The following is a 25,642-nucleotide window of genomic DNA, read 5'->3' as shown; positions in this document are numbered from 1 at the left end:
TCCCTCCCTGGGGAAAAGTGCCGACAGGCAGATAGGGACTGCTTACATTTATGGCCCATAAAAAAAGCGCTTTGATTGACATCAAAACGCTTCTTAACTTTTAACCCGGGATTAGTGGATCCCTCTGAATAACCTGCTCCACCTTATTTTATGCAAGAATGAACCTTCGCTATCAAAACTCATCCAGATAAATAGGGCTTTACCTACAACGTGGTCTTCAGGCACAAAGCCCCAATACCTTGAATCTGCAGAGTTATGGCGGTTATCCCCCATCATCCAGTAGTAATTCATTTTAAAGGTATAGCTGGTGGCCACTTTATCGTTGATATACCAAACGCCACCCTTCTGCTCTACTTTATTTCCCTCATATGTCCTGATGGCACGGTAATAAAGCGGCATTGTGTTGCTGTCAATCTTAACTGTCCACCCTTTTGCAGGGATTTTAATCGGACCAAAATTATCCCTGTTCCATGGTCTTTTCGGATCGTGAGGAAAAATACCACCAGCTTCTTCACCAACAGGATCAGGATTCATCACCACTGATTTTACAAAATCTAAAGTTTTAAGTTTCTCTACAATCTCTGGTGATGCATTGACCACATAAGTATTTGCTGCTATCGCCGGACTGCTTCCCAAATCAAGTTTGTACTCATCTAAAGCTGAGTAGTTAAAATCCATAGTTTTAAACTCAATACGGTATGGCATCATCCCTGTACTTTTAATAGGCTCAGGCTTACCATTTACACTCACCACACCGGCAGACATAGACACCACATCGCCTGCAATACCAATACATCTCTTAATATAATTTTCACGTTTATCAACAGGTCTGTCTATAATGGTATAGGTATTTCTCACCTGCTCACGTCCACTCATCCTAACCAGATCATAATAACTGGCATCTTGTTTTTCAACAGCAACGGTATCGCCTTCCGGGAAGTTAAAAACCACTACATCATTTCTTTTAATATCTGATAAGCCTGGCAAACGGCGGTATTTCCATTGAACGCCATCCCAGTAGGCCTTGGTAGATGTGGTTAGTGGCATGGTATGATGTGCAAATGGAAAAGCCACTGGCGTCATCGGGATACGGGCACCATAATTTACCTTACTTACAAAAAGAAAATCGCCGATTAATAAAGAGCGCTCCATTGATCCGGATGGAATGGTATAAGCCTCGATAAAGAAAACACGAATAATGGTGGCAGCCACTACTGCAAAAACAATGGCATCTACCCACTCGCGGGTTTTGGTTTTTTTCTTCTTTGTGGCATCATTTTTTTTCTGCCAGAATTTGTAGTTCATATTTTTATCTGTTGGTTAACGGTAAATCCGGTAACTATTATCTGCATTATTTTATAATTATACTGTTTTTATTGTTCTATTCATCACCTCGGTTATTAATTGTACAAATTGAATGATTAAACAGATCAATAACAATCCAGTCTTTTATTCATTCAGCTCCTATTCAAATATATCGGTAATACTGAAAAATCCTTTTTTATCTTTTAACCATTCTGCAGCAACCACCGCACCTAAGGCAAAACCCGCTCTGCTGTGTGCGGTATGTTTAATTTCAATCTCATCCACTTCACTGCTATAAATTACCGTATGTGTACCTGGTATATTTTCAATCCGGTGAGATTCGATCAGTAGCTGATCTGCCTTTGGAAACAATTCAACATCAGTTCCTACCACTTCATTTAACCATTCCGATTTACGTTCTAAATGATCAACGATTCCTTCAGCGATGGTGATGGCAGTACCACTTGGCGCATCTAACTTTTGCGTATGGTGAATCTCTTCTACCTGCACTTCATAAGCTGGATAATTGTTCATCAGCTTTGCTAAAGTTTGATTCAGTTTAAAAAAAAGATTGACACCGATACTAAAGTTGGAACCATAAAGCAGGGTATTGTTACTGATATCACAATCATTTTTTACTTCCTGCAATTTCCCGTACCAGCCAGTTGTACCCACTACTACCGGCACATTGGCATCAAAACAAGCATCAATGTTGCCCAACACTGAATCAGGTGTACTGAAATCAATGGCTACATCGGCATTTTTTAAATTTTGCCTGTTTAAATCTTCACGATTTTCTATTGATATTTTTAACACGATTTCATGACCACGTTCCAGCGCAAATTTTTCAATAATCTGCCCCATTTTGCCATAACCTAAAAGTGCTATTTTCATCTGTATTATTTTATAGTTAAAAATGATGAATCCATCTTAATCTCAATTACCGCGATGGTTCCCTATTTATTAAAATGTTAAAGACAGTTTTAGTGCCGGTGCAGCATTAAAACCATACATGGTATTGTTACTGATTACTGTAGGATGAACCTGAAAAGTCAGGTTGTCATCAATGTTAAAAAAGTGTAAGCGTGCTGCCACGTAGGCATCTACGATATTTGCCGCGTAAAGCAATCCATAAGAGAAAATCACGATCTGGGAATTTCTCTTATAAAGACTTTTCCCATCTAATACACCCTGATCAGAATATTGAGTTAAGTCTAATTTTTTCTGAGGATTTGCTGCGCGATATTGTGCCTCATTCAAAAAACGATTGTAGTTTTTCCTACTATCGATATAAGATAAGGTGAGCGCAGTAAAACCACCATAAATGGCCACAATTTTACCGGAAGTATAGATTTTTTGAAGCGTCTGGCTTTTACCCGCTCTCGTTCCATATCCATCATTAAGCAATGACATGTTGTACAATTGTCCCCAGCCGGGAATAATCATTGATCTGAACACGGCCTTTCTCCCTGCCACTTTTCCTGGATTAACATATCTGGCTTTTGCAGAATCGCGCCGCGACATTACTTTTGGCGAATCAAGCTTTACCGGCTTATCTTTACTGCTTTTCAGCGTATCAGGTTGTTTTAACACCGTATCTCTTACCTGTGCAGCAGCCAGATTTACAAGAAAAAATGTAAAGAAAGAAACCAGAATTAAAAACTTGAGGATACGCATTACCAGTCTAATAATTCTAAGATTCTGTTTAAATCATCATCACTCATGAAAGGAATTTCAATTGCTCCCTTACCATTCTGACTTACTTTTAATTTTACCCGGGTGGCAAACTTAGAGGCTAAATCATCCTGCAGTTTCTGATACTGAAAGGAAGCACCCTTTGTTTTTTGTTTCTCTTCGGCTTTTAAAGGCGCGTGTTGCAGGTTTCTGACCAATTCTTCCACCTTACGAACAGATAAACCTTTTTCTAAAATTTCCTGGTGAATAAATAACTGCTTATCCACCCCATCAACATTGATTAGTGCCCTTGCATGCCCCATCGAAATTTTCTGATCACGGATAGAAGCCTGAATGGCTGGCGGAAGTTTCAGTAAGCGAAGGTAATTGGTTACCGTGGTTCGGTTTTTCCCTACACGCTCACCCAATTGTTCCTGTTTTAAGCCAACCTCATCAATCATCCGCTGAAAACTCAGGGCCACCTCAATTGCATTTAAGTTTTCCCGCTGGATATTTTCAATCAATGCCATTTCCAGCATTTGCTGGTCGTTAGCACTCCGGACGTAAGCCGGAATTTGTGTTAAACCGGCTAATTTTGAAGCCCTGAACCTACGCTCACCCGATATTAGCTGGTATTTGTTGGCACCAAGTTTACGAACGGTAATGGGCTGAATCAAGCCCTGAATCTTGATCGAGTCTGCCAATTCATTTAAAGCAACCTGATCAAACTCTGTACGCGGCTGATATGGATTGGTTTCCACTTCCGTTAAACTCACATGACTGATATTGCCGATCTGCTCGGTTTCGCTTACCGCATTGACCTGCTGCTTTGGGGGATGAGCGGATTCGCTATCATCTAAAAGCGCACTTAATCCTCTTCCTAAACCTGTTTTTCGCTGAAAAGATGTCATCTATAATTTATAAAGTTGCAGTATCAATATTTTCTTCTTCCTTTAACAGGCCATTTTTCTTCACAATCTCTCTGGCCAGGTTGAGGTAATTAATGGCACCTTTACAGTTTGCATCGTGCATGATAACAGATACGCCATAACTCGGCGCTTCACTTAAACGCGTATTCCGCTGAATGATGGTATCAAAAACCAATTCATGGAAGTGCGTTCTCACTTCTTCTACTACCTGATTTGATAAACGTAAACGCACATCATACATGGTGAGTAAAATGCCTTCTATTTCCAGGTCAGGATTTAAACGGTTTTGTACAATCTTAATGGTATTCAATAATTTCCCTAAACCTTCGAGTGCAAAATACTCACATTGAACCGGTATGATTACTGAATCGGCAGCGGTTAAGGCATTAATGGTAATTAAACCCAGAGATGGGGAACAGTCAATAATGATAAAATCATACTGATCTTTAATCTTCTCTAAAACCGCCTTCATTTTATATTCACGGTTATTGAGGTTAATCATCTCAATTTCGGCACCCACCAGATCAATATGCGCGGGCAATAAATCCAGGTTTGGCGTTTCCGTTTTCTGAATAGCCTGAGCCGGGTCGATATCATTGATGATGCATTCGTATATACTATCTTTAATATTCCGGGGATCGAAGCCAATACCTGATGTTGAATTTGCCTGAGGATCAGCATCTACCAATAAAGTTTTGTATTCTAATACGGCTAAACTGGCAGCCAGGTTTATAGATGAAGTTGTTTTACCAACACCACCTTTTTGATTTGCTAATGCAATAATTTTGCTCATCTATCTATCCGAAATTTACTTAACGTTTATTTGGGCGTTGTTTATTTTATGCCTTTTAATCGGCAAAAAGTTCTATTTTTGCGTTGTTTACGCCCTTTTTCTCAATCAGCTAAGATACAAACTATATGGCAATTTTAGCAATAAGGGTTTCCGGGTTTTGAACATCTTATTAACAATTCATCCATGATCACTATAATAGCCGCCACCAACAGGCCCAATAGCAATACGTTAAAAGTTGCCAATTATTATCAAGCGCAGTTGCATCAGCGAGGTGAAAACGTAAATGTATTTAGTCTTGAACATTTGCCTGCCGATGTATTGAACACGGACATGTTTGGCAAGCGCTCAACCGCTTTTCAAAAAATACAGGACCTGATTACACAAACAACCAAATTTATTTTTATCATTCCTGAATACAATGGCAGCTTTCCGGGCGTGCTGAAGGTATTGATTGATGCCTGTGATTTCCCTGGCAGCTTTTATGATAAAAAGGCCTGCCTGGTTGGCATTTCTTCAGGTAAATATGGAAACATTCGCGGAATTGATCATTTCACCGGCGTTTGCCATTACATTCACCTGAATGTAATGCCCCTCCGCATTCATATTCCAAACATTAAACTGGAACTGGATTCATCCGGAAATTTGATCCAGGAAGATACCATTAGGTTTACGCACGAGCAGATTGATAAGTTTCTTAGGTTTTAGGATTTATGACCTCGGGCATAAAAAACCAGGAGGGTTAAGATATTGGCCTGTCAAATAAAAAATAGCCTTGTTCTTTAACGGGCGATGGCGCAAAGAGAAAATCAAAACAGCAATGGAAAGGCCATTTAGTCGATGTTTTTAACATAAATTAAGTTAATTATTGTAAACTTAGTTAAACGAGGTTAATAAATCCATTTATGGTTTTAGCGGGTATATTTTAGCGGTATGAAAACTAAAAACATACTTCTCATGCTGCTGATTACAGTAATCAGCATGTCTAAAATCAAAGCACAGGATTCACTGGTAAGACATTCGGTTCATGTTTCACCTTTTGCAGGCTATAACGCCACACTTAAAGCCGCGGTTTACGGGGCAGAGGTTGGTTATGAATACCGGCTGAATAAAAACTGGGGGCTTACTGCCGGCGTAAATATTGCCTATACGCAAAAAAATGCCGATGGATCAACGAATATGGTTAGCAACGGCGTATCGCAATTTAAAAACATGAAATTTCTTCAAAATGCAATCTATGCAGGAGCCAAATATTATATTGGCCGGTTTTATCTATCTGCCGACCTTGGTTATCAGGAAGCTTATTCAACTACTAACTACACTTATCAAGGTGCAGGATCCAGCTATAATAATGGTACATCTGCCACAAATGGCTTTTACCAGGCATACGGATTAGGTTATCAATTACCACTTAAAAAGGGCGATAACATTGAGTTCTTCGCTAAAGGCAGCAATGGAAACAGCAATACCAGTTATGTTGCCGGTTTCAGGTATAATTTTGGCTTATTCAGACGAAAATAGTGTAATTTATCCCTTGCGCTCGTTTTAGAAACGAGCGCATGATCCTCTACTGATTCAATCGCAATTTCTAACAAAAAAAGATTAATGCAAATCTTCAGAAACTATTTTTCTAATGCATAAACCGCAAAAGAGGCCAACCAATGATCGCCACCATAATTGCCGGCAAAAACAAGTGGTAAGGCATTGGCTAAAAACCGGTTGGCTGTAACTTCAAAATGCTTTTTTAGCTTATGGTTTTGAGGTAATTCTTTAGCGATTCCCTTCATACACCATGCCCGGGTAAACGATAAACCAACCAGGTGAACCCCCTGATAATCGTTGATATCGCTAATGATTGGTAGATCACTGATGCGTTTAATACTTTTCTCTTCGTAAAATTTATTTAACCAACGCACAAATTCTTTATTCGGCAATACCCGCCTCATTAAGTCAGCTATCTCCAGGCTCGGCGAAAAGAAATCTGATCCATCCGGCTCGAGGTATGCCGGTGTAGCAGTATTATCCAGGTAAAAGGCTTTGGCCTTCTCATCAATTTGCTTTTCAAAATCAGCATCCTTTAAAGTCCTGGCCCAATCTAAGGCAAAAACTAAACCAAACGCCGTATTGGGATGAACACCCGTCCGGTTTGGATAAGTTTGTTTAGGCAGATAAGCTTTCCAAAGTTTCAAAATTTGCTGCGTAAGGGGTTGCAACGCCGCATACCATTTCTTTGCGTCAGGATTATCCCAGGTATACAATTCCTGATCAAGTTTTAATAACCAGGCCCATCCATAAGTCCGTTCGTAGGTATTGGCTACCTGGTATTTCGTAAAATATTCGGCCTCTGCCCTCATTTTTTCTGGGGTAAAGGTTTTGTTGAGCTGGGCAACAATTTCTGGCTTATTTTTTAAATCCGGAATGGTTTTTAGTAACCGAATCAGCATCCAGTGACCGTGCACAGAACTGTGCCAATCTAAACAGCCATAAAATGCAGGGTGTAATTCACTGGGCAACAATCGACCATCTACAGCTGCATTGGCTACATGAGAAGTTTTATTGGGAAATTCCTGACTGATACATCCTAAAGGCATCTTTGAAAGTTGATCAGCTACATCTGCCGTTAGTGTTGGAACAACTTGTGCACTGACTAACAAGGATGAAAAGAAAAGGATAACGATTAATGTAAGTTTTTTCATGATGAAATTGAATTTGATGCATTTAGATGATGTAGACTTATTGGCCATTCTTCTTCAAAACCAGCCCTCTGTTTCCCCTTTGTTATGCGCCAAAACGAATCCACTTGTCGCCTTCGTGACCAAAAATAAATGAGCCAGGATGCAGCATTTCGGCCATATCTTCAATTAAAGACACTACGTTTTCAGCAGATCTCTCCCGGTTAACATCATCATTAAGCAAGATAATCCGGTTGTTTTTCACCGCCTGCCAATCTGAGCTTAACAGGGATGGCACTTCCCGCATTAAATCGGTCAGCGTTTTTTCAGGCTGATAGTAAATAATGAATACGGCACTCATGATATCTGCCTCTATCATTCCACCAGCGAAGGCAATTTCTTCAGAAAAATAATAGCCCGGCATATTACTTACATCAAGCACAGCCACGGGCACTTTTTCCATAAATTTAATTTTGTGCTCCACAATATCTAAACGTTCCTGTAAATCTTCACGTTTTGTAGCATCAAGGCCGATAAATAAATCGTTTAAAAAAGACATCTGCATTAAATTTATTAATTTGTGCAAAAATAACAATCCTTATTTCATGCGAGCCTCATTTAATTATATATTTTGGATTTTCATTAGCATTATTTTCGTTTCATGTCATCAGGATACTTCAAATAATCATAAAAAAACATTTAATATTAATCTCGATCAGGGCTTAACCTCCATCGATCCGGCTTTTGCCCGCAACCAGAATGCCATCTGGATGACCAATCAGATTTTTAATGGCCTGGTACAGATCGATTCCAATCTTCAAAGCGTTCCCTGCATTGCTAAAAATTGGAAAATATCTGAGGATGCCTTGACGTATACCTTTAATCTTCGCAATGATGTTTACTTTCATGATGATCCGATTTTTAAAAACGGCAAAGGCAGAAAGGTAGTAGCCAAAGATTTCAGTTATAGTTTTTACCGGTTAATTGATCCTAAAGTGGCTTCTTCCGGTGGATGGATTTTTAGCGATAAGGTAAAAGACAGGCGTAATTTTATCGCCATAAATGATTCGACTTTTCAGATTAAACTGGTAAAACCCTTTCCTCCATTGATGAATTTGTTAACCACACAATATTGTTCGGTAGTACCTGAGGAAGTAGTTACCCATTACGGAAAAAATTTCAGAAGCCACCCGATTGGCACAGGCCCCTTTAAATTTAAGTACTGGAAAGAGGGCGAGATCCTGGTTTTATTAAAGAATGAGCATTATTTTGAACATGATCAAAAAGGGACCAAGCTACCTTATCTGGATGCCGTAAAAGCAACATTCATTACTGATAAGCAAAGTGGCTTTATGAGTTTCCTGAAAAAGGATTTGGATTTTTATTATAATGTTGATGGCAGCTACCGCGATGACATTCTAACCAAAAGCGGCAAAATGGTTTCTAAATATAAAGACAAATTCACCTTAACCAAAAGCCCCTATCTATGCACGGAGTATGTAGGTATTTTAGTCGATACTAATCTGGCCATTGTAAAGCAATCGCCGTTAAGAATAAAAAAGATCAGGCAAGCCATTAATTATGGCATTGACCGGGATAAATTAATCCGGTATTTGAGAAATGGCATTGGTATTGCGGCCACGTCCGGATTTATTCCAAAAGGCATGCCCGGCTTTGATAGTTTAGCCGTGCGTGGTTACACTTACAACCCTGTTTTATCTGCCAGGTTATTAAAAGAAGCTGGTTTTCCGGAGGGCAAGGGTTTACCTGAAATCACATTAAATACCACCACCACTTATAAAGATTTGATTGAATTTATTCAGGGCGAACTGACCAATATTGGGATGAAGGTTAAAATTGATGTGAGTCCGAGTGCAAGTTTAAGAGATCTGATGTCTAAGAATAACGTAAATTTCTTTAGAGGCTCCTGGCTGGCAGATTATGCTGATGGCGAAAACTTCCTTTCGATGTTTTATTCCAAAAATAAAGTACCTAACGGACCCAATTATTTTGCCTTTTATAACCGGGATTTTGACAAATTATTTGAGCAAAGTTATTACGAAACCCATACAGAAAAACGTTTTGAACTTTACCGGAAAATGGATCAGCTGGTGATGGATCAATCGCCGGTGGTTCCGTTATTTTATGATCAATCTGTCGTGATGCTTCAAAATAACATCAGCGGTTATGCTTTTAATGCTTTAAGCTTAATGATTTTAAAAAACATTAAGAAGAATTAATTTTTCATCAGCTTACGTGTAAGAAAATCAGCCGTAATTTTACTGACTTTAACCGCATTGGAAAATTTCATCCAGTGATGGGTATCATCAGGAATAACTAAGAATTCAAAGTTGAACTTCCTAGCTTCAAATCGTTTAGCTAAATCAACACTTTGGCTAAAGGCTACATTACGATCGTCATCTGCATGGATAATTAGTGTTGGTGAAGTCCACATTTTTAAATAAGCGACGGGCGAAGATTCACCTGCAATCTTTGCGGCAAGGTCTGCATCGGGAGCGGGTAATTTACCTTCCATTGCCACACTGCTAAACCGGCTGTTTACGCCGTGAATATCTACCCCAGCCGCAAATAATCTGGAATCTTTTCCCAATGCCAAAGCAGTTAAATAACCACCATATGATCCACCATAAATACCGATTCTTGCCGGATCTACATTAGCCTGTTGAGCCAGCCATTCACCAGCGGCCTTAATATCCTGGTATTCTGAAGCACCTTGAGCCCCTGCCCGTAAAGGCTTATGGAAATCATATCCATAACCCAAACCCAATCTGTAATTTACTGATAACACTGTAAAACCCAGGTTTACCAGGTATTGGTTCAAAGCATAATCGATGGAATAATAATCCATCGGGTTCCAGCCCAGCATCATCTGTCGCTGTGGTCCTCCGTGTACATAAACAATGGCAGGATGATTTTTAACCGTCTTTTTCGGGGAAAATAGTTGGCCATAAACTGTTTTTCCATCTGCCGACTTAAAACTCACATGAACCGGGCTAACCAGCGCGCTGGTTGGAAAATCTGTTGGAAGCAACTCTGCTCCGATCAGATGGATTTTACCCTGATCAATCCTCGCTGGCAATAAAGGCTGACTTGCAGTAGCACTTAAACAGAATACATTTTTACCATCTCCCGAAATAACAGGATAAGCCTCAATCCCTTTTCCGGTAGTAAGCGGCTTCATCCCGGGCTGATCTACAGATGCCTGATAAATGTGGCGTCTGTCCAGATCATCCTTATCTAAACCCGTATTGGCCGCAAATACCAATGTTTTTAAATCATTACTCAGCTTGATATTTTCAACAGTAAAATTTCCCGGCGTGAGTAAGGTTTTTCCCGACCCGTCAGGATTCATCGCATATAGATGTGGCCAGCCGTCCTCATAAGAAGTAAATACGATTTTCTGATGTGCCCACATTAAATTGGCTCCTCCTTCCATGGCGGGAAATGAACCCCTGATGGTTTCAGGTGCCTTGTTAAGCTGCATCCCTTTGCCATTATTGACATTAACTTTCCAGATGGCCCATGGCTGATGTTTTCGGGTTAAAATGGAATCCGTTTCCAAACCAATGCCAGGCAGTCTGATAAAAGCAATTTCATTTCCATCAGGAGACCAGGAAGGCGTAATATCCCTTGAAAAAGAAGGCAACAGCCATTGAACAGGTGTTTTCTGATCGGTGTAAATCCCTACATAGGAATGATCCGTCCGGTTGCAAACAAAAGCTATTTTCTTCCCGTCCGGCGACCATCTGTAACTGCTATTGTTTCCTTTGGCATAAAATAACGGTTTAGCCGCTGTTGATCCATCTATTGGCACACTTTTAACTTGTCCGCCATTTGAAAAAATAACTAACTTACCATCAGGTGAAATCAGGGGATAATCACCTTCGCCGAGTGGGATCGTATTTCGATTTTTAAGGTTAAGCGAAAATACCTGCATTTTTGGAGCAAGCGGAGCAGATGCCGCGTTTACAGGTCCACCGTCTTTACCTCCATGATCTCCTCCCCTGACATAAACAATCCAGTTTCCATCCGTAGAAAACGAAAGGCTGGTGAGTTCCTGTCCGTCATCCTCGTTATAACTGGTCATTTTTATGGCTTTGTAGTCTGGTGCTCCTGCAACATAAATATTTCTTTTGCCCTGTTCATTTGCCGTCCATGCCACATTTGATCCGTTTGGGGAAGCCACCAATTGAGATGGAAAGGGATAACTCAGAACCGACTGAACAGAAAAAGACTGCGCAAAAATATTTGTTGAACAACAGCACAACAGTACGAAAAACAAATGCTTCATGGTTTAACGTTTGATGATAAATTGCAAAAAAGCCCTATCCATTAAAAGGAAAGGGCTGGAAAGTTCTTTTTATAAAAATGTTACTGATCCCACCACAACCTGCTTGTCCTTGGGACATCAATGGGTACGTTTGCTCCATTTTTGCTTCTTTCACCCTGAGGATAATCCAGGCGGCGAATAAAGGTTGGCAACGCAGCATTTACCGGCATGGTGAAATCTTTATATTGATAATCAAAGCGGCGGGCATCATTCCAGGCTTCCGGATTTAGATAAGTAGCAATGTATTTTTCCTTAAAAATTAAGCTTTTCGTTAATGCAGCTGCACCAACCGCCACTGTTGGCTGCGCCATATACGCCTCTTTATCTGTGGCTGAAACCTGGAATTTATCCATATTCGCCCGGATCGCCGCCAAATAAGCAGCATACGATCTGGCCCGATCAATATTCAATGCGGCCTCAGCCTCAATAAATTTTAGTTCTGCATAAGTCACGATAAAAATTGGCGACGTGTTTCCACTCCATGGAGAATTGCGCGAAATGTAATTTTCATCTTTTCGGGTATTGGCACCCGGAGCCCGGTTTCCTGCACCATTCACTGTTCCGATATATTTCCCATCTACTGTTAAATCTGTAATTTTCGGCAAGCGCGGATCAAATACACCATAGGTTGTTCCATTTAAGGCGTCGATCAACTGCTCTGAAAGCCAGCCACCTAATGATTGTTGTTCATTATTTAAAGCCACTGTTGCCCACGGACTGCGTTCTCTAAAGGTCTGCATTCTGGCATCATCGTCATTACCCGTAAAGGATTTGCTCACCGCATCCAATACAGCAGCAGGATTATAAGTACCGGACTTACTCACCTTATTCAGCAAACGGGCCTTTAGTGCATAAGCCATTTTTAACCAGTTTGCCCTTTCAGTAGAAACATTAGTGCCATAAATTAAATCGCTTGCTGCAGCCAGTTTAATGGCAGAATTGGTTTTAGATAGTTCTGTGATGGCCTCATCTACCAGTGCCAATGTCGACGCATAAACATCCTGCTGCTTATCATATTTTGGTACCAGGTTATTGATGTTGAATGCTTCAGAAAATGGTGCATCGCCCCAAAGGTCATTCACCATCATCAGGTTGTAGGCAATTAATACATCAGCCACACCTTTATATTCACTTGAATTTTGTGTTACAGCCAGTTTTTTCATTTCATTGGCATCAGCCATGGCAAAATAAAGCAAATCCCAGGTGGCACTGAAATCAATAGCCTGAAAGGTATCTCCGGCACCATTTGCCGCCGGGTTGGCTGTATATTGCACATATGGAAGGATAATGCTGGCCACGCTGTAATTGTTAAAACCAGCCTTATAGGTAGAGGTAGCCAGCAAAGCATTTAAACTTGGTGCTGTCACCTGATTCGGATTATCAGATAGTTTATCAAAGTAGCTATCTTTACAACCCTGCAAGCCTAATGTTGCCATCATGGCTGATAAAAAAGTATATTTTATAATCTTTTGCATCTTAATTCTTTTTAAAAACCAACATTAAGGGTAAACATAATGGTACGTGCTGATGGATAGGTAAAACCTGCAGAGCCATCATTGTTACTGCCCGAGTCATAAGAACTCGATTCAGGATCTACGCCATAATATTTAGTCCATAACCATAAATTATTGCCTGTAACAGATAAGGATGCACTTTTAATGGCTTTTGCCGGCAGCCATTGTTGCGGGAACCTGTAACTTAAACTGGCCGAACGCAAACGCACCCATGAAGCATCAGAAACAAAAGGTTCTGAAACGTTTCTATACAGAATACGATAGTAACCTTCACCATAATTATTACCATCTGGTCCAAGGCCCTGCCCCATGTAAACAGGCTTGGTATTGGGTTGTCCGTTGGCCAGCACGCCATCAAAAACTTTAGTCGTTCTTCTGTCTGCCGTATAATCCGGAAGACCAAAGGCAGAATAGAAATCTTCGAGCCAGTTGTATTTTTCGAAACCTAAGCGGGCATCAAACAAGACATTTAAACTGAAGTTTTTGTAGCTGAAATTATTACCGAAACCAATAATATAATCTGGCTGGGAATTTCCTAAAAGTTTTTGCTTCCCTCCCGAAATACTTGGAAATCCATTGGCACCTATCAGTAAAGGCAGATTTTTATCTAAAATCGTCGGATTCTCTGCCTGCGTTCCATAATACCTGTTGAAATAACTCCCATAAATATTACCATATGCCTGACCCTCAATTAATTTCATCGTTACTCCTGCATTACCATAACCTCTCGCTGCACCATACACAATTTCAGTAACGCCATTAGGCATGGAAAGCACCTTGTTGCGGTTTGCAGAAAGATTAAGGTTCACGCCCCAGTTAAAATCTTTTCCAACAATGGGCTTACCGTTAATCACCAGTTCTACCCCCCGGTTTCTGATATCACCGGCATTAATTGATTTGGTCACATAACCCACTGCAGAAGATACTTGTGTTTGGATAATCTGGTCTGTACTTAATGAGTAATAATAGGTTAAATCAAAACCTAATCGATTTTTAAAGAAAGACATCTCTAAACCTCCCTCATAAGTATTGGTAAACTCCGGCAGTAGATCAGGATTGCCTAAATTGGATCCAATCGTTAAGCCACCTGTTCCTGATGGTAAATTAAGGTATGGGGTGTAACCTGTAAAGGTAGAATACTCTGCTGCATCCTTCCCAATGCGGGCATATGATAATCTTAATTTAGCCTGACTGATGACGGCTGGTAATTTAAACTGATCCGAAAACACATAACTTAAACTGGCAGATGGATAAAAGAAAGATCTGTTTTCCTTCGGTAAGGTAGAGCTGATATCATTTCTCCCTGTAACGCTTAAGAAAAGGAAATTTTTATAATCAAAAGTAGCCTCTCCGAAATAGCCAACTAAACGTTTCTCTCTTGTGGCCTGACTCGGGGTAAGCACACTGGCATTCTCCAGACTAAAGAAGTTATAAATTCCTAAAATACTTCCCAGCGTTCCGGTTTCTTTAATTCTTCTATCATAAAGTTCCTGACCCAATCTTAATGTTCCGGTAATATCTTCACCTAATTTTGTAGAGAGTGTTGCCACAAAAGTGCTGTTCAACGTTCTGAACTTTGAATTATATTCTCCGTAGTAACCCTGATCATTATCGTACATAGCCTCTCCGGTATACATCGGACCGCGAGCGGTTCTTACCCGGTTTTCATTATAAGTATCTACCCCAAAGCGATAAGAAAAGTTTAACCATTTGGTTGGATCATAGGTTAGACTTGCTCCGGCGATGTAACGGTTTACATCACCTTTCAGTTTATTATTGGCCGTACCCCATATTGGATTATTGGTACCCAAATACTTTTGCGAGCCATCTGCATTCTGGTAATCTGCTAAGTCATATCTAGGCGAAAAATAAGCCAATCCCTCACCAAACCGGTCGGCACTATACGTGTAACCACCAGAATTGGTAAAGTTCATATTCACAGAAGCCTTTAATTTCGGACTGATAATAAAATCAGTATTCAGTCGCCCGGAGAGGTTCCTGTTGTCGGTATTTGGCATCATTCCCTTTTGGTATAACTGAGAAACAGAAGAGAAAAACTTGACTACATCACTTCCTCCGGTTAAAGAGACGGAGTTTTTAATTTGCTGACCGGTACCGAATGCCTGATCGTAATTGTTATATAATTTATCTGGATGGGTTGGATCAATCAATTTAGCTTCTGCAATGGTTGGACCCCAGGCAGGTCCGATACCACCCGGCGGATTGGTGTACACACCGAGCACACCCTGCGTATATTCCGTTTGCACTTTCGGACTGATCAACACCTCATCAAAACCATAACTGCTGTTGAGGTTAATTTGGATGCCATTTTGCTTACCTCTTTTTGTGGTAATCACCACCACTCCATTTGCACCCCTTAAACCATAAAGTGCCGTTGCTGCCCCACCTTTTAAAATATTAATGGTCTCAATATCTTCTGGGTTAATATCTGATGCCCTGTTGGTTACCCCTCTTGAACCATACGCATTTCCGCTCGGGTTTGCACCCTGGGTTGAGGTGGTGTTATCAATCTGAACACCATCAATCACATAAAGCGGATCACCGGATCTGTTCGGATCTATAGAGTTTACCCCTCTGATTCGAATGCTTGCTCCCTGCCCCGGACCACCACCTGTGCTTGAAATGGTGGCACCGGCAACTTTACCTTGCAAAGCATTAATTAAGTTGGGCTGATGGTTAAAGTTAAGATCCTTATCACCCACAGTTTGTGCAGCATAACCTAATGATTTCGCCTGCCTGGTGATTCCTAATGCTGTTGAAACAGTTACTTCCTGAAGTTGTTGGGAATCTGAAGCAAGAGCAACACTAATGACTGTTTTATCACCTATGGTAACTTCCTGCTGTTTGTAACCTACTAAACTAACCTGTAGCACCGCATTAGCTGAAGGAACCTGGATACTGAAAGCACCATTTCCATCCGTAGATGTCCCGGTAGTGGTACCTTTAATTTTTATACTGGCTCCTGGCAATGGCCCTCCATCTTCAGCGGACGTAATTTTCCCTGTAATGGTTTTTACCTGAGCTATGGCAGAAAGCCCGGTTAACAAAATACACAGAAAAAAAAGTGAAGTAAAGATTTTTTTCATATCTAAAGATTTAAATGAATGATGTTAGTCACTGCAAGATAACCTTTTAACATAAAAAACACGCACAAAATATCATACATACATTCAAATACCGCAAAAAGCCGTATAAATCAACCCCAAAACGAAGCAAAAACAGGCAATAACAATTAAACAATCAAAAAAATTACAAATCTTAGTGTATTTTTCAAACACTAAATTTCCGGCACAAAAAAAAGCGCTTTCAGATTAACCAGAAAGCGCTTTAAATAAGAAGAATATTGTTTTATTGCTGTAAGCCTCCACCCATTCCGCCACCTTGTTGCTGATCCTGCTTCACATCGTCGTTTTTAATCTTTTTCTTTTCCGTAAATTTCAACTTACCAAAAGAATAACTAAAGTTTACACCGAACGAGCGCAATGGGTAGTAAATGTTAGAACTTTGGAAAAGTGTACTTACCTTATTACCTACATTAGTTACCGAATTATTCACGGTTTTAATGTGTAAATCGCGGGTAAAAGGATTTAAAGTATTGATTCCGATTGATCCCTTTTTATTCAGAATGTCCTTTTTAAATGAGGCTCCGTAAAAAACCATTGCATCGGTTTTACCCTGATAGGTTCTTCTTGGAGAATTAACTACGCCGAATAATTCGAAGTTATATCCTTTACCGAAACCGTAAGCCGAACGTCCAAAAATATTATAATTTAAAAACGTACCCGTGCTTACTCCGGTTTGGGTATTACTTACTTCATAAGTATTTACGCCAAGATTAGTCATTAAAGTCCATTTTGGTTTTGGATTGTATGAACCAAATAAGTTAGCACCATAAGTTTGTGCAGTACCCACGTTGATATATGTGGTGAGTGTTTTATCCAGGCTTCCTTCTCTAAAAGGCGTAATTGAACTCTCAATTACACCACCCGTACGGCGGTAGAATACAGAGGCATTGATGACCGATCCTTTAATAAAGGTAGAATACCCAAGCTCAAGGTTATCACTCAGCTCCGGGTTTAATGTTGGCTCACCCTGGCGGATATTGAATTGATCGCTCTCATTACGGAAAGGATTCAGGTAGGCTAAACTTGGCCTTTGAACCCTGCGGTTATAACTCAGTTTTAAGGTAGCGTTCCCTTTTAATGTTTGTGAGATAATTGCACTTGGGAATAAATTGAAATAGTCGTTTTTCTGGGTACCACCTTGTGCGGTATTAAAATCGATTGCGGTATATTCTGATCTTAAGCCACCTTTAAAATTTAATTTTTTATTCAGTTTAAAGCTGATCACACCATAAGCGGAGGCCACATCCTGACTATATTCAAAATCCTGTGCGGTATTATTTGAAAATTCACTGTTAATGTTTCTGAAGATCCCTTTTGCTCCCACTTCCAATATCGTTGATTTGCTAAATGGATAGGTATAATCTGTTTGGGCAGTATATTCTTTATTTCTGCCGATATTGTTACTGCTTATCGCCGGAAAAGGACTTCCTATAATTTCATTCTCAAAATCCGTGGTATTACTTCCTGATGATAACTGACCTGAAATGGTAAATTCTTCACCTTCTTTCTTGGTGGTATGTTTATAGTCAACGTTCCAGTCGAAATTGTTGAAACCCACATCCATGTTGCTGACATTTTTAAGCGGAACACCATTTAAAATATAGTCGGCACTACCCGGACCACCATTAGAGAAATTATTATATTTAAAGGTAGAACTTACATTATCATAGGCGTTAAAATCATAATCTGCTCCAAAACTTCCGTTGTAGCCATTGCGACTGAATTTGGAAACACCATTCTGGATAATACTGTTTATCCTGTTTGTTCCGGCAGAATCTGTACGGGTAATGTTTTCAAATAATAATCTTGAATCCTGCGCATAGGCCAGGTTTGCACCCAAACTGGTATTCACACTTAAACGACCTGTTTTAGCAGTCAGGTTAAAAGCACCATTATTTTGCCTGGTTCCAACAGATGTATTTACGGTTCCGCTTACACCCTGTGCATTTGATTTTTTAGTAATGATATTGATAATCCCTCCTGAGCCTTCTGCATCATATTTGGCAGAAGGACTCGTGATGACTTCTACACTTTTAATCTGCTCTGCAGGAATCATTTTTAAAGCATCAGAAACGCTGCTGGCCATGGTTCCGGATGGTTTGCCATTGATTAAAACCCGCACCGCACCCCCACGCAACTGAACATTTCCGTCAACATCTACTGAAAGCATAGGCACTTTACGCATCACATCCGTTGCATCTCCTCCCGCATTGGTTCCGTCAGCTTCTGCGTTATAAACCATTCTGTCAATTTTATTTTCAATGACTGCCTTGGTACCCTGCACCTGAACATCTGCCAGTGAATTTTCTGTAGAAGAAATATAGATCGTTCCTAAATTCTGATCTGGCTTTGCAGGTGTAGTCGTAACTGTAACCGATTTGGTTTTATAACCCATAAATCCAATCATCAGTTTGTAAGTATCAGGCGCTACATTTTGCAAGGATAACTTACCTTTCGGATCAGTTACACCACCATTTACGGATTTATTATCTTTAGCACTGATTAATGATACGGTTGCATAATCTATAGGCTGTTTGGTTACAGAATCTAAAATGGTTGCCGTTATCCGGCCGAAAACTGTGGGCTTCTTTGCGCCTCCGCCAAAACCTCCTGCAGGAAACTGGGCATTGGCATGAATAAACGTTCCAAATATCAGGAGCGAGAGTAAAATTCTTTTCATTATAATTTGTTAGTATGATGGTTTATTAGTCTGCGCAAATTGCATTTTGTTACAATTCTTCAAAATAGTTTTTATGCCACTACGTTAATTTAGTCGGCAAAGGTGCAATTTTTATCGGTAAAATACTGGTCAACAGGAGAAAAGATGAAACATTTTATATACATGCCTGCGCAAAATGGCTTAAAAAAAAGGCTGATGAATTAAATCCATCAGCCTTTGTAAAATATGGTAGTCTGTAAAATGTTTGTACGAGCTATCCTCAATTGAGGTGAGGCTTTGATTGGAACAGGATTAAACCTTTCTGATTTTGATAATCTTCATCCAGTGCAATACCTTCATCACCGGGTAAGTAGGATCAAACTCCCACCATTTGGTTGCAAAATTAGGGCTGTTTGGTTTTTTGTGGTGATTGTTCTGAAACAACTCACCCATTAAAAGGAAATCCCATGGCAATGAATTTTTACTGTGATCATCATTATCGTGATTGGAATAACCATATTTATGTCCGCACCAATTTACAATAGCACCGTGTAAAGGTCCCATCAAAAAGTGAACGGGCAATAAAATAAATAACCACCAATGGCTGGCAAAAGCGATGTAGAAACCAATATAGAACAAGCCACATCCTATTCTCCATAACCATGAATTACCAATCCGGTCTACCAGTGGCCATTCCGGATAATTCCCCTGGAAAGCAGGTTCAGGTTGTATTTTAAAATGAAGATAATTCATGTACATGTTTTTGGTCGCGATCATCATCCCAAAAACGTCCTTAAAAAAATGTGGCGAATGCGGGTCTTTTTCTGTATCACTGTAAGCATGATGCATCCGGTGTAAAATGGCATAAGCTCTTGGATTTAAAAAAGATGAACCCTGAGAAATCAGTAAAACAAGATAAAAAAACCTTTCCCAGAAAGGCTCCATTTTAAACATTTTATGTGATGAGTAACGGTGGAGGAAAAAAGTTTGGCTGAAAAGAGATAAGAACCAATGGCAAAGAAAGAAAATAAGGATAATCATGTATAACGTGTATGCTTAATAAACGGAATTTCCCGACATTTAGTTTTCGGTATCTTTCCGCTGGCAAATATCCGTAATTAAACGAATACCTGAAAGTTGTTAAAAAGGCACTTAGAATAATTCATCCATGCCTTTTTATCTTTTATTTTTAAAAAAAATTATCTTCCGAAATCGTCCTGAACCCTTACGATATCGCTTTCATCTGATGGATTTGAAGCATCTGTATGTTGCCAGATTTCGGCCACTACCCCCCAATCATCCAAACCAATTAAGCGGTGACGCTCACCCTGCTGTAATTTGATCTGATCTTTAGGTGCATATTTTTTAACTTCTCCTTCTTCATCAGTCTCACTGGTTTTAATGCCAACTGTACCGGTTACCACTTGCCAGATTTCTGCCCTGCGGTGGTGGTATTGCCATGACAGGCGGGTATTTGGGGCTACGATTAAAATCTTCGGACTTAATTTACCACCAATTTTTAAGCTTTCTACATCTAATCCATCAAAATAAGTGTCTGCAAATTGCTGAGCTTGTGCTTCATCAATCACAAAAAAACCACCCCAAGGGCGTGTTTCATCGCGGTTTACCACATTAAAGCCTTCAATTTTTAATCTTTGTGCAACGCTATCGAATATTTCTTTTTTATCATTTTCCATAATTGGCGTAAAAATAATGCTTTGGAATTAAAAAAGCACTTTTGAACTTTTATTTTTTTCCATATGATATTTTAATACTGCTCACAAGTGAGCCGAACATCTTGCTTAAAAAAAATTGCAGCTGCCTATTTCACCAGCCTTACTTCAAAAATACTGGCAATGGCAGATCCGGGCTCGGCTTTTAATGTCAATTCCAGCTGTGATTTTAATAAGTTTTCAGGGATTTCGAAATCCTGCGAATAAAAAACATCGCCCTTACTTCCATCAAGTTTAACTTTTTCCACGACTACGTGATTGATCAGGATTTGGAAATTTCTATTTTTTTCTTTGCCATAAAAAGTAAGCCTGATCTTTTTCCCCTTCAAATCCTTATTCGCTAAATTATAACTGAACCAGCCCTTCCCCGCGCGAAAGTGCTGGTCCTGAAAAATTCCATTATCTGTATCTTCACCTTTAAAACCATGATCTGATTCCGGCTGCTGCTCTCCCGTACGCACAATGTCAACGGTTTCCTGTTCTAACTTGATTTTTTCAGTCTCAGCCAATTTAATCGCTTTAGCTTTTGCCTCCAGATTTTCTGGATTGGTATAAGGGAAGTATACCACATAACGCTTCTCTGCCAACTCATAAAAGGGAACCAGTTTGAGGTTTTTATATTTAGGCTGGTAGATTATCTTTTCTGCGCTGAACGTAAGCACCTCATTTTTAACTGGTGTAAGCTGCTGTGCCAGATCTGTTTTTTTACCAGATACCAATGGCGCCTCGCTCAGCGGGAATAAGGGACCGGAAGCAATATGCCCCATCCTGCTGCCATCTGCAGTTAAATTGGGTTGCGACAGGGTATCCAGCTCTGCAGCTAAAACGATTGGCCCATGAAGAAAGGCCACCCAATCTGATCCATCGGGCATGAACTGGGCAGTATTGTGCATGGGTAGTGCCACTTTAATTACGTCACCAGATGACCAAACCCGATCAATACGCACATAACCATTACCTAATGCTTTTGCCATGATTTTTTTACCATTCACCAGGATAGTCATTTGCCCTGCTGCAACCCATGATGGATGGCGCAAACGGATCGAAAACTGTTGTTTTTTATCCATTTTTAACACCATCTGCGTAAATTCCTGATTTGGAAACTGATTTCTTTGTGTAAGGGTAATGCCTTTTTCCTTCCAGTTGATCACCGATGGAATAAAGAGATTAACGTACAGGTTTTGATCGTCATGTGCATATATCAATTCGCCGTATTTGCCATGATTTTCTAAACCGGAGCCTACACAACACCAGAAACTTTCCTGGGGATTGGAATACGTACGGTAATGCCCGGGGCGCATGGGTGTAAAATAAACAAAACCTCCACCGGCCCTTTGTGAAGTTAGAATATGATTGTATAGTGTTCTTTCATAATAATCTAAATATTTAATGGAAGGAGCATCAAGAAATAACTGTTTGGTTAACTTGAGCATGTTATATGAATTACAGGTTTCCGGTCCTTCCCTGGATTCGAGCATGGAAGAAAAATCGTTAGCCGGATGGAAGTGTTCTCTTACGCTATTTCCACCAATGGCCACCGTGCGGTTATTCACCACGGTTTGCCAAAAAAAACCTGCAGCCTTTGCCCAGCTGGCATCGTGATCTACCCGTGCAATCTGCTCAAAACCAATCACCTTCGGAATTTGCGTATTGGCATGTAAACCGTTTAAAGCATCTTTTTGTTCCAATAATGGCTTCAAAATGGATTGATCTGAAAATTGCCTGGCCAGTTTCAGGTATTTTTTATCCCCGGTAAGGGCATAAACATCCGCGAATATTTCATTCAACCCACCATGCTCACTTTTTAACAGCTCCTGAATCTGCTGATCGGATAAACCAGCCACCAAATCAATGCACCAGTCTGTTAATCTGATCAGCATTTGTTTCGCTTTTTCATTATCCGCCACGGCATAAGCATCGTGTAAACCCGCGAAAATTTTATGAATATTGTACAAGGGCACCCATTTGCCATTCAGGGAGAAGCTGGAAGCTTTGATGTTTCCGGATTTGATTTCTGCCCATATTTCTTTACCTCCGGGAACGCCGGATAGGTAACCATTTCCATTTTTTAACTGGCATTTTTCCAACTCATCAATCATATAATCCAGCCTTTCTTTCACTTTTGCATCGCCTGTAGCAGCGTACATGAGTGAAAGTGCCGAAACATAATGCCCGCCAATATGGCCATCCAACCCCGTATTCTCCCAGTTACCATAAGATTCAGCTTTTGGGGTGAGACCTGCCTCTTTTAAATAAGGTGCCAGTAAGCGATCGGGATTGAGGGAAAGCATATAGGTTTTATCCGTTTCTTCTGCCTGGAGAAACGGACTTTCCAGCAAACGCACATCTTTTAGTGAAAAGGCCTCCAGTTTCTTGGTCTGCGCAATTGTTTGGAGTGAAGATGTAGCAATCAATAAAAAAATGAAGATCCGTTTCATAAGCTCCTATTTATTAAACGTACTGAGGTTCCACTCATCCTGCCAGTTTATAGTAAGCTTATCGCCTTCAAATTTAATCGGCAACCAGAGGTAACGACCATCGATGGCGTTTTTAGGTTCCCATTTATCTGCCATAAAAATGAAATCACCTTTCTTTCCTGGAGCCGGAAGAATGTGGGTGCTTTGTCCGCCATATGTGATATTTGCACCTGGTCCCTGACAAGGGTTTCCCATATACGTCCATGGTCCCCAAATGGAACTGGCCTTAAACCATCGGGCAGGGTTTGGAGCCCAACCTGTGCAACCAGAACCCACCATATAATAGGTGCCATTTTTCTTAAATAAAGCTGGTGCTTCTGTTTGATGTCCTACATAGATTCTGATGAACTTGCCTGTATGACTTAAATAATCAGGGCTTAATTCGGCTAAGTGTAAGGTGAAATTCTCTTCAGAAGAAAAAACATGATAAGCCTTGCCATCATCATCAACAAAAACAGTCATATCTCTTGCCATCTGTCCGCCAGGAAAATCCCTGCAGAAAAAGCCATCACTTTTATTTGCCGGATTTTCACAATTTACCTTTTCTGCCTCAGGTGTACCCTCTGCATAAAACGGCATTTTACCTGCATTAGGGCGATAGCTTTTGATAAAGGTATAAGGCCCGTTGGGTTTATCTGCTACGGCAACGCCACTTCTGGCGGCTTCATAACTTTTGCCCAGAAGTTCCAGGTGGAACCACATCACAAATTTCTTAGTTTTTTTATTGTAAACAACCTTAGGTCTTTCTAAAATACATCCTCTTGCAATATCACTTTTCAGGTCATCAGAAACCGACAGTGCGATGCCTTCATCCTTCCAGTTATATAAATCTTTTGAAGAATAGCAATGAACCCCAACCTGTGCGGTATTTCCTTTTTCACCTTCAATTTTATGTTCACCAAACCAATAATAGGTGCCTTTATGTTCAACTATACCACCACCATGCGCATTAATGTGTACGCCTTTATCATCCTTCCAGATTTTACCCTGCGTAAATGAAGCATATTTTTGCTGCGCAGAAGCAAGTTGACAGGCCAATAAAGAGAGGGTTAAAAAGCATAAGATAAAGTTGATCCTCTTATTCATAACTATGTTGTTTGGTTTAATTACATGTGAATGAGTTAATAAACACTTATTTTTTTGTTTTTACTTTAAATTTTCGCTGTGGTCATTTTTGAAATTTTCGCCACTCCAGATCTTCTGTGCACTCCATTTAGCTGGTGGATTTGCCCAGAATGGGTCGCTGGCGGGTAAGCCCAGCGGTAAAAAAATATTGGAAGCAATATAAGGACTACCTTGGTTGTTATAAAAATCGCCTAACTCAGTCTGCTCACCATATAAGCCAATGGTTAACCAACCATTTTTATAGGTGGTAGAGCTTTCCAATGTTTTTCTGATCACGGCAGTCAATGCACAGCGAACCTGTTCTGCTGATAATTGCTTTGGCAATGCTTTTCGCAAAGCCATATCCGCTAAATGATGAAATGCCGCACCACGGTAAATGATCGAGCGGCCAGTTGCAGGATAAGTTCCATCTGCATTAATTAACCGCTCCTGAATGATGGCATATCTTTCATTGCGCTTTTTAATCTTCTCAAACATATCCCTATAGGCATTGGTTTTTTTGCCAATAATTTCTGAAAGTGCCGCCAGGTAAGGATGAATCACGTAGCTATTGTAATAGTCAAAAGCGAATGAGGTGCCATCAGTATACATCCCATCACCCGTATACCATTGCTCCATTTGCTGGAGAGCATAGTCCACACGCATAGGGTCCCAGTCATAACCAAATTTGGCTAGAAAAGCTTCATTCATGGCTGAAAACAATAGCCAATTAGAAAATACAGGTTTAAATTTCCGGGTAGTGACAATGGATTTCATCAATAAAGTTTGATTTTTCTGATCCAGGTTTTCCCATAACCAGGGTGCACGTACCACTGCCAGCGCCACATAGGAAGCATCAACCAGTTGTTGTCCGCCGATATCAAAATTCATAAAATCTTTGGCATTAGAATCCAAAGCATTTTTTAATCCACGGAGTGCCCATTCGCGATATTGTTTCCTTAAGGCAACCTCTTCTGCATCACCACCATCCAATTGCAACCATGGCGCAATACCACTTAAAACTCTTCCCAACACTTCTACATATTGAACTTTAATCCGGTGCTCTTTATTATCAACATGCACTGAGGTTACCTTTGGCATGGCAATCCGCAGACTATCATTGGCTAAATTCTGTAACACCGGACGAACCATTTTATCCATCTGCTGGATCCAGAATTGCCTGTCGTTAAGCATTACACTTTTTTTACTTACTTTCTGTGCAATTGCCGATCCGCCAAGGCACATCAGCATTAAAAAAGCAAGCGCAATATTTTTTATGTTCATTGAA

At 40.2% G+C, this 25,642-nt stretch carries 19 protein-coding genes; 3 read left to right on the top strand and 16 right to left on the bottom strand.

The window, feature by feature from the left end:
- Nucleotides 1-111 precede the first annotated feature (111 nt).
- The 5 genes from lepB to OQ267_RS06160 all read right to left on the bottom strand — a co-directional run bounded on the left by lepB (nt 112) and on the right by OQ267_RS06160 (nt 4,701).
- Complete coding sequence (gene lepB / locus OQ267_RS06180; RefSeq protein WP_265835248.1) at nt 112-1,305, bottom strand: signal peptidase I; 1,194 nt, start codon at nt 1,303-1,305, stop codon at nt 112-114.
- A 159-nt stretch (nt 1,306-1,464) separates the two neighbouring features.
- Nucleotides 1,465-2,199, bottom strand: coding sequence for a 4-hydroxy-tetrahydrodipicolinate reductase (gene dapB / locus OQ267_RS06175; protein ID WP_265835247.1), 735 nt, complete (start codon nt 2,197-2,199; stop codon nt 1,465-1,467).
- 69 nt (nt 2,200-2,268) lie between these two features.
- Nucleotides 2,269-2,982 carry a DUF5683 domain-containing protein gene (locus OQ267_RS06170; RefSeq protein ID WP_265819739.1) on the bottom strand — a complete coding sequence of 238 codons (714 nt, stop codon included), beginning with the start codon at nt 2,980-2,982 and terminating at the stop codon, nt 2,269-2,271.
- Nucleotides 2,982-3,890, bottom strand: a complete 909-nt coding sequence (locus OQ267_RS06165; RefSeq protein ID WP_265819740.1) for a ParB/RepB/Spo0J family partition protein — start codon at nt 3,888-3,890, stop codon at nt 2,982-2,984. The genes OQ267_RS06170 and OQ267_RS06165 overlap by 1 nt, the downstream gene beginning before the upstream one ends.
- A 7-nt stretch (nt 3,891-3,897) precedes the next feature.
- Entirely contained in the window at nt 3,898-4,701 is an 804-nt protein-coding gene (locus OQ267_RS06160; RefSeq protein ID WP_088299278.1) for a ParA family protein, read from the bottom strand.
- A 183-nt stretch (nt 4,702-4,884) separates the two neighbouring features.
- Between OQ267_RS06160 and OQ267_RS06155 the strand changes: the two genes are divergently transcribed.
- Nucleotides 4,885-5,406 carry an NADPH-dependent FMN reductase gene (locus OQ267_RS06155; protein WP_265835246.1) on the top strand — a complete coding sequence of 174 codons (522 nt, stop codon included), beginning with the start codon at nt 4,885-4,887 and terminating at the stop codon, nt 5,404-5,406.
- 225 nt (nt 5,407-5,631) lie between these two features.
- Nucleotides 5,632-6,219: an autotransporter outer membrane beta-barrel domain-containing protein gene (locus tag OQ267_RS06150; RefSeq protein WP_088299276.1), complete on the top strand. Its 588-nt coding sequence runs from the start codon at nt 5,632-5,634 to the stop codon at nt 6,217-6,219.
- A 101-nt stretch (nt 6,220-6,320) separates the two neighbouring features.
- Here the strand turns inward: OQ267_RS06150 and OQ267_RS06145 are convergent, their stop codons facing one another.
- Nucleotides 6,321-7,394 carry a DUF2891 domain-containing protein gene (locus OQ267_RS06145; protein WP_265835245.1) on the bottom strand — a complete coding sequence of 358 codons (1,074 nt, stop codon included), beginning with the start codon at nt 7,392-7,394 and terminating at the stop codon, nt 6,321-6,323.
- 82 nt (nt 7,395-7,476) lie between these two features.
- On the bottom strand, nt 7,477-7,929 hold the full coding sequence (locus OQ267_RS06140) for a hypothetical protein (protein ID WP_088299904.1): 453 nt from the start codon (nt 7,927-7,929) through the stop codon (nt 7,477-7,479).
- A 46-nt stretch (nt 7,930-7,975) separates the two neighbouring features.
- On the opposite strand from OQ267_RS06140, the gene OQ267_RS06135 reads away from it, so the two are divergent.
- The gene (locus OQ267_RS06135) at nt 7,976-9,610 is read left to right on the top strand and encodes an ABC transporter substrate-binding protein (RefSeq protein ID WP_265835244.1); all 1,635 of its coding nucleotides are present in this window, start codon (nt 7,976-7,978) and stop codon (nt 9,608-9,610) included.
- Here OQ267_RS06135 and OQ267_RS06130 read toward each other — a convergent pair.
- The 9 genes from OQ267_RS06130 to OQ267_RS06090 form a co-directional block, all read right to left on the bottom strand.
- A complete protein-coding gene (locus OQ267_RS06130) occupies nt 9,607-11,682 on the bottom strand; it encodes a S9 family peptidase (protein ID WP_265835243.1) in 2,076 nt (691 codons plus the stop codon). The two genes, OQ267_RS06135 and OQ267_RS06130, sit on opposite strands and share 4 nt — an antisense overlap.
- An 80-nt stretch (nt 11,683-11,762) precedes the next feature.
- Nucleotides 11,763-13,196: a SusD/RagB family nutrient-binding outer membrane lipoprotein gene (locus OQ267_RS06125; protein WP_265819745.1), complete on the bottom strand. Its 1,434-nt coding sequence runs from the start codon at nt 13,194-13,196 to the stop codon at nt 11,763-11,765.
- Nucleotides 13,197-13,207: 11 nt separating this feature from the next.
- Nucleotides 13,208-16,342, bottom strand: a complete 3,135-nt coding sequence (locus tag OQ267_RS06120) for a SusC/RagA family TonB-linked outer membrane protein (protein ID WP_265835242.1) — start codon at nt 16,340-16,342, stop codon at nt 13,208-13,210.
- 262 nt (nt 16,343-16,604) lie between these two features.
- Nucleotides 16,605-19,061, bottom strand: coding sequence for a TonB-dependent receptor domain-containing protein (locus tag OQ267_RS06115; protein WP_088299271.1), 2,457 nt, complete (start codon nt 19,059-19,061; stop codon nt 16,605-16,607).
- Nucleotides 19,062-19,352: 291 nt separating this feature from the next.
- Nucleotides 19,353-20,081: an acyl-CoA desaturase gene (locus OQ267_RS06110; protein ID WP_088299270.1), complete on the bottom strand. Its 729-nt coding sequence runs from the start codon at nt 20,079-20,081 to the stop codon at nt 19,353-19,355.
- A gap of 158 nt (nt 20,082-20,239) precedes the next feature.
- Nucleotides 20,240-20,737: a phosphoheptose isomerase gene (locus OQ267_RS06105; protein WP_088299269.1), complete on the bottom strand. Its 498-nt coding sequence runs from the start codon at nt 20,735-20,737 to the stop codon at nt 20,240-20,242.
- A gap of 125 nt (nt 20,738-20,862) precedes the next feature.
- Nucleotides 20,863-23,211, bottom strand: a complete 2,349-nt coding sequence (locus OQ267_RS06100; RefSeq protein WP_265835241.1) for a glycoside hydrolase family 127 protein — start codon at nt 23,209-23,211, stop codon at nt 20,863-20,865.
- A gap of 6 nt (nt 23,212-23,217) precedes the next feature.
- A complete protein-coding gene (locus OQ267_RS06095; RefSeq protein ID WP_265835240.1) occupies nt 23,218-24,336 on the bottom strand; it encodes a glycoside hydrolase family 43 protein in 1,119 nt (372 codons plus the stop codon).
- A 60-nt stretch (nt 24,337-24,396) separates the two neighbouring features.
- Nucleotides 24,397-25,638, bottom strand: a complete 1,242-nt coding sequence (locus OQ267_RS06090) for a DUF2264 domain-containing protein (protein WP_265835239.1) — start codon at nt 25,636-25,638, stop codon at nt 24,397-24,399.
- Between the last annotated feature and the right edge of the window lie 4 nt (nt 25,639-25,642).

This window comes from Pedobacter sp. MR22-3, assembly GCF_026240075.1.
Lineage (GTDB): Bacteria > Bacteroidota > Bacteroidia > Sphingobacteriales > Sphingobacteriaceae > Pedobacter.
Note: the sequence above shows the minus strand (reverse complement) of the source record. Positions and strands in the feature narration are given on the sequence as shown.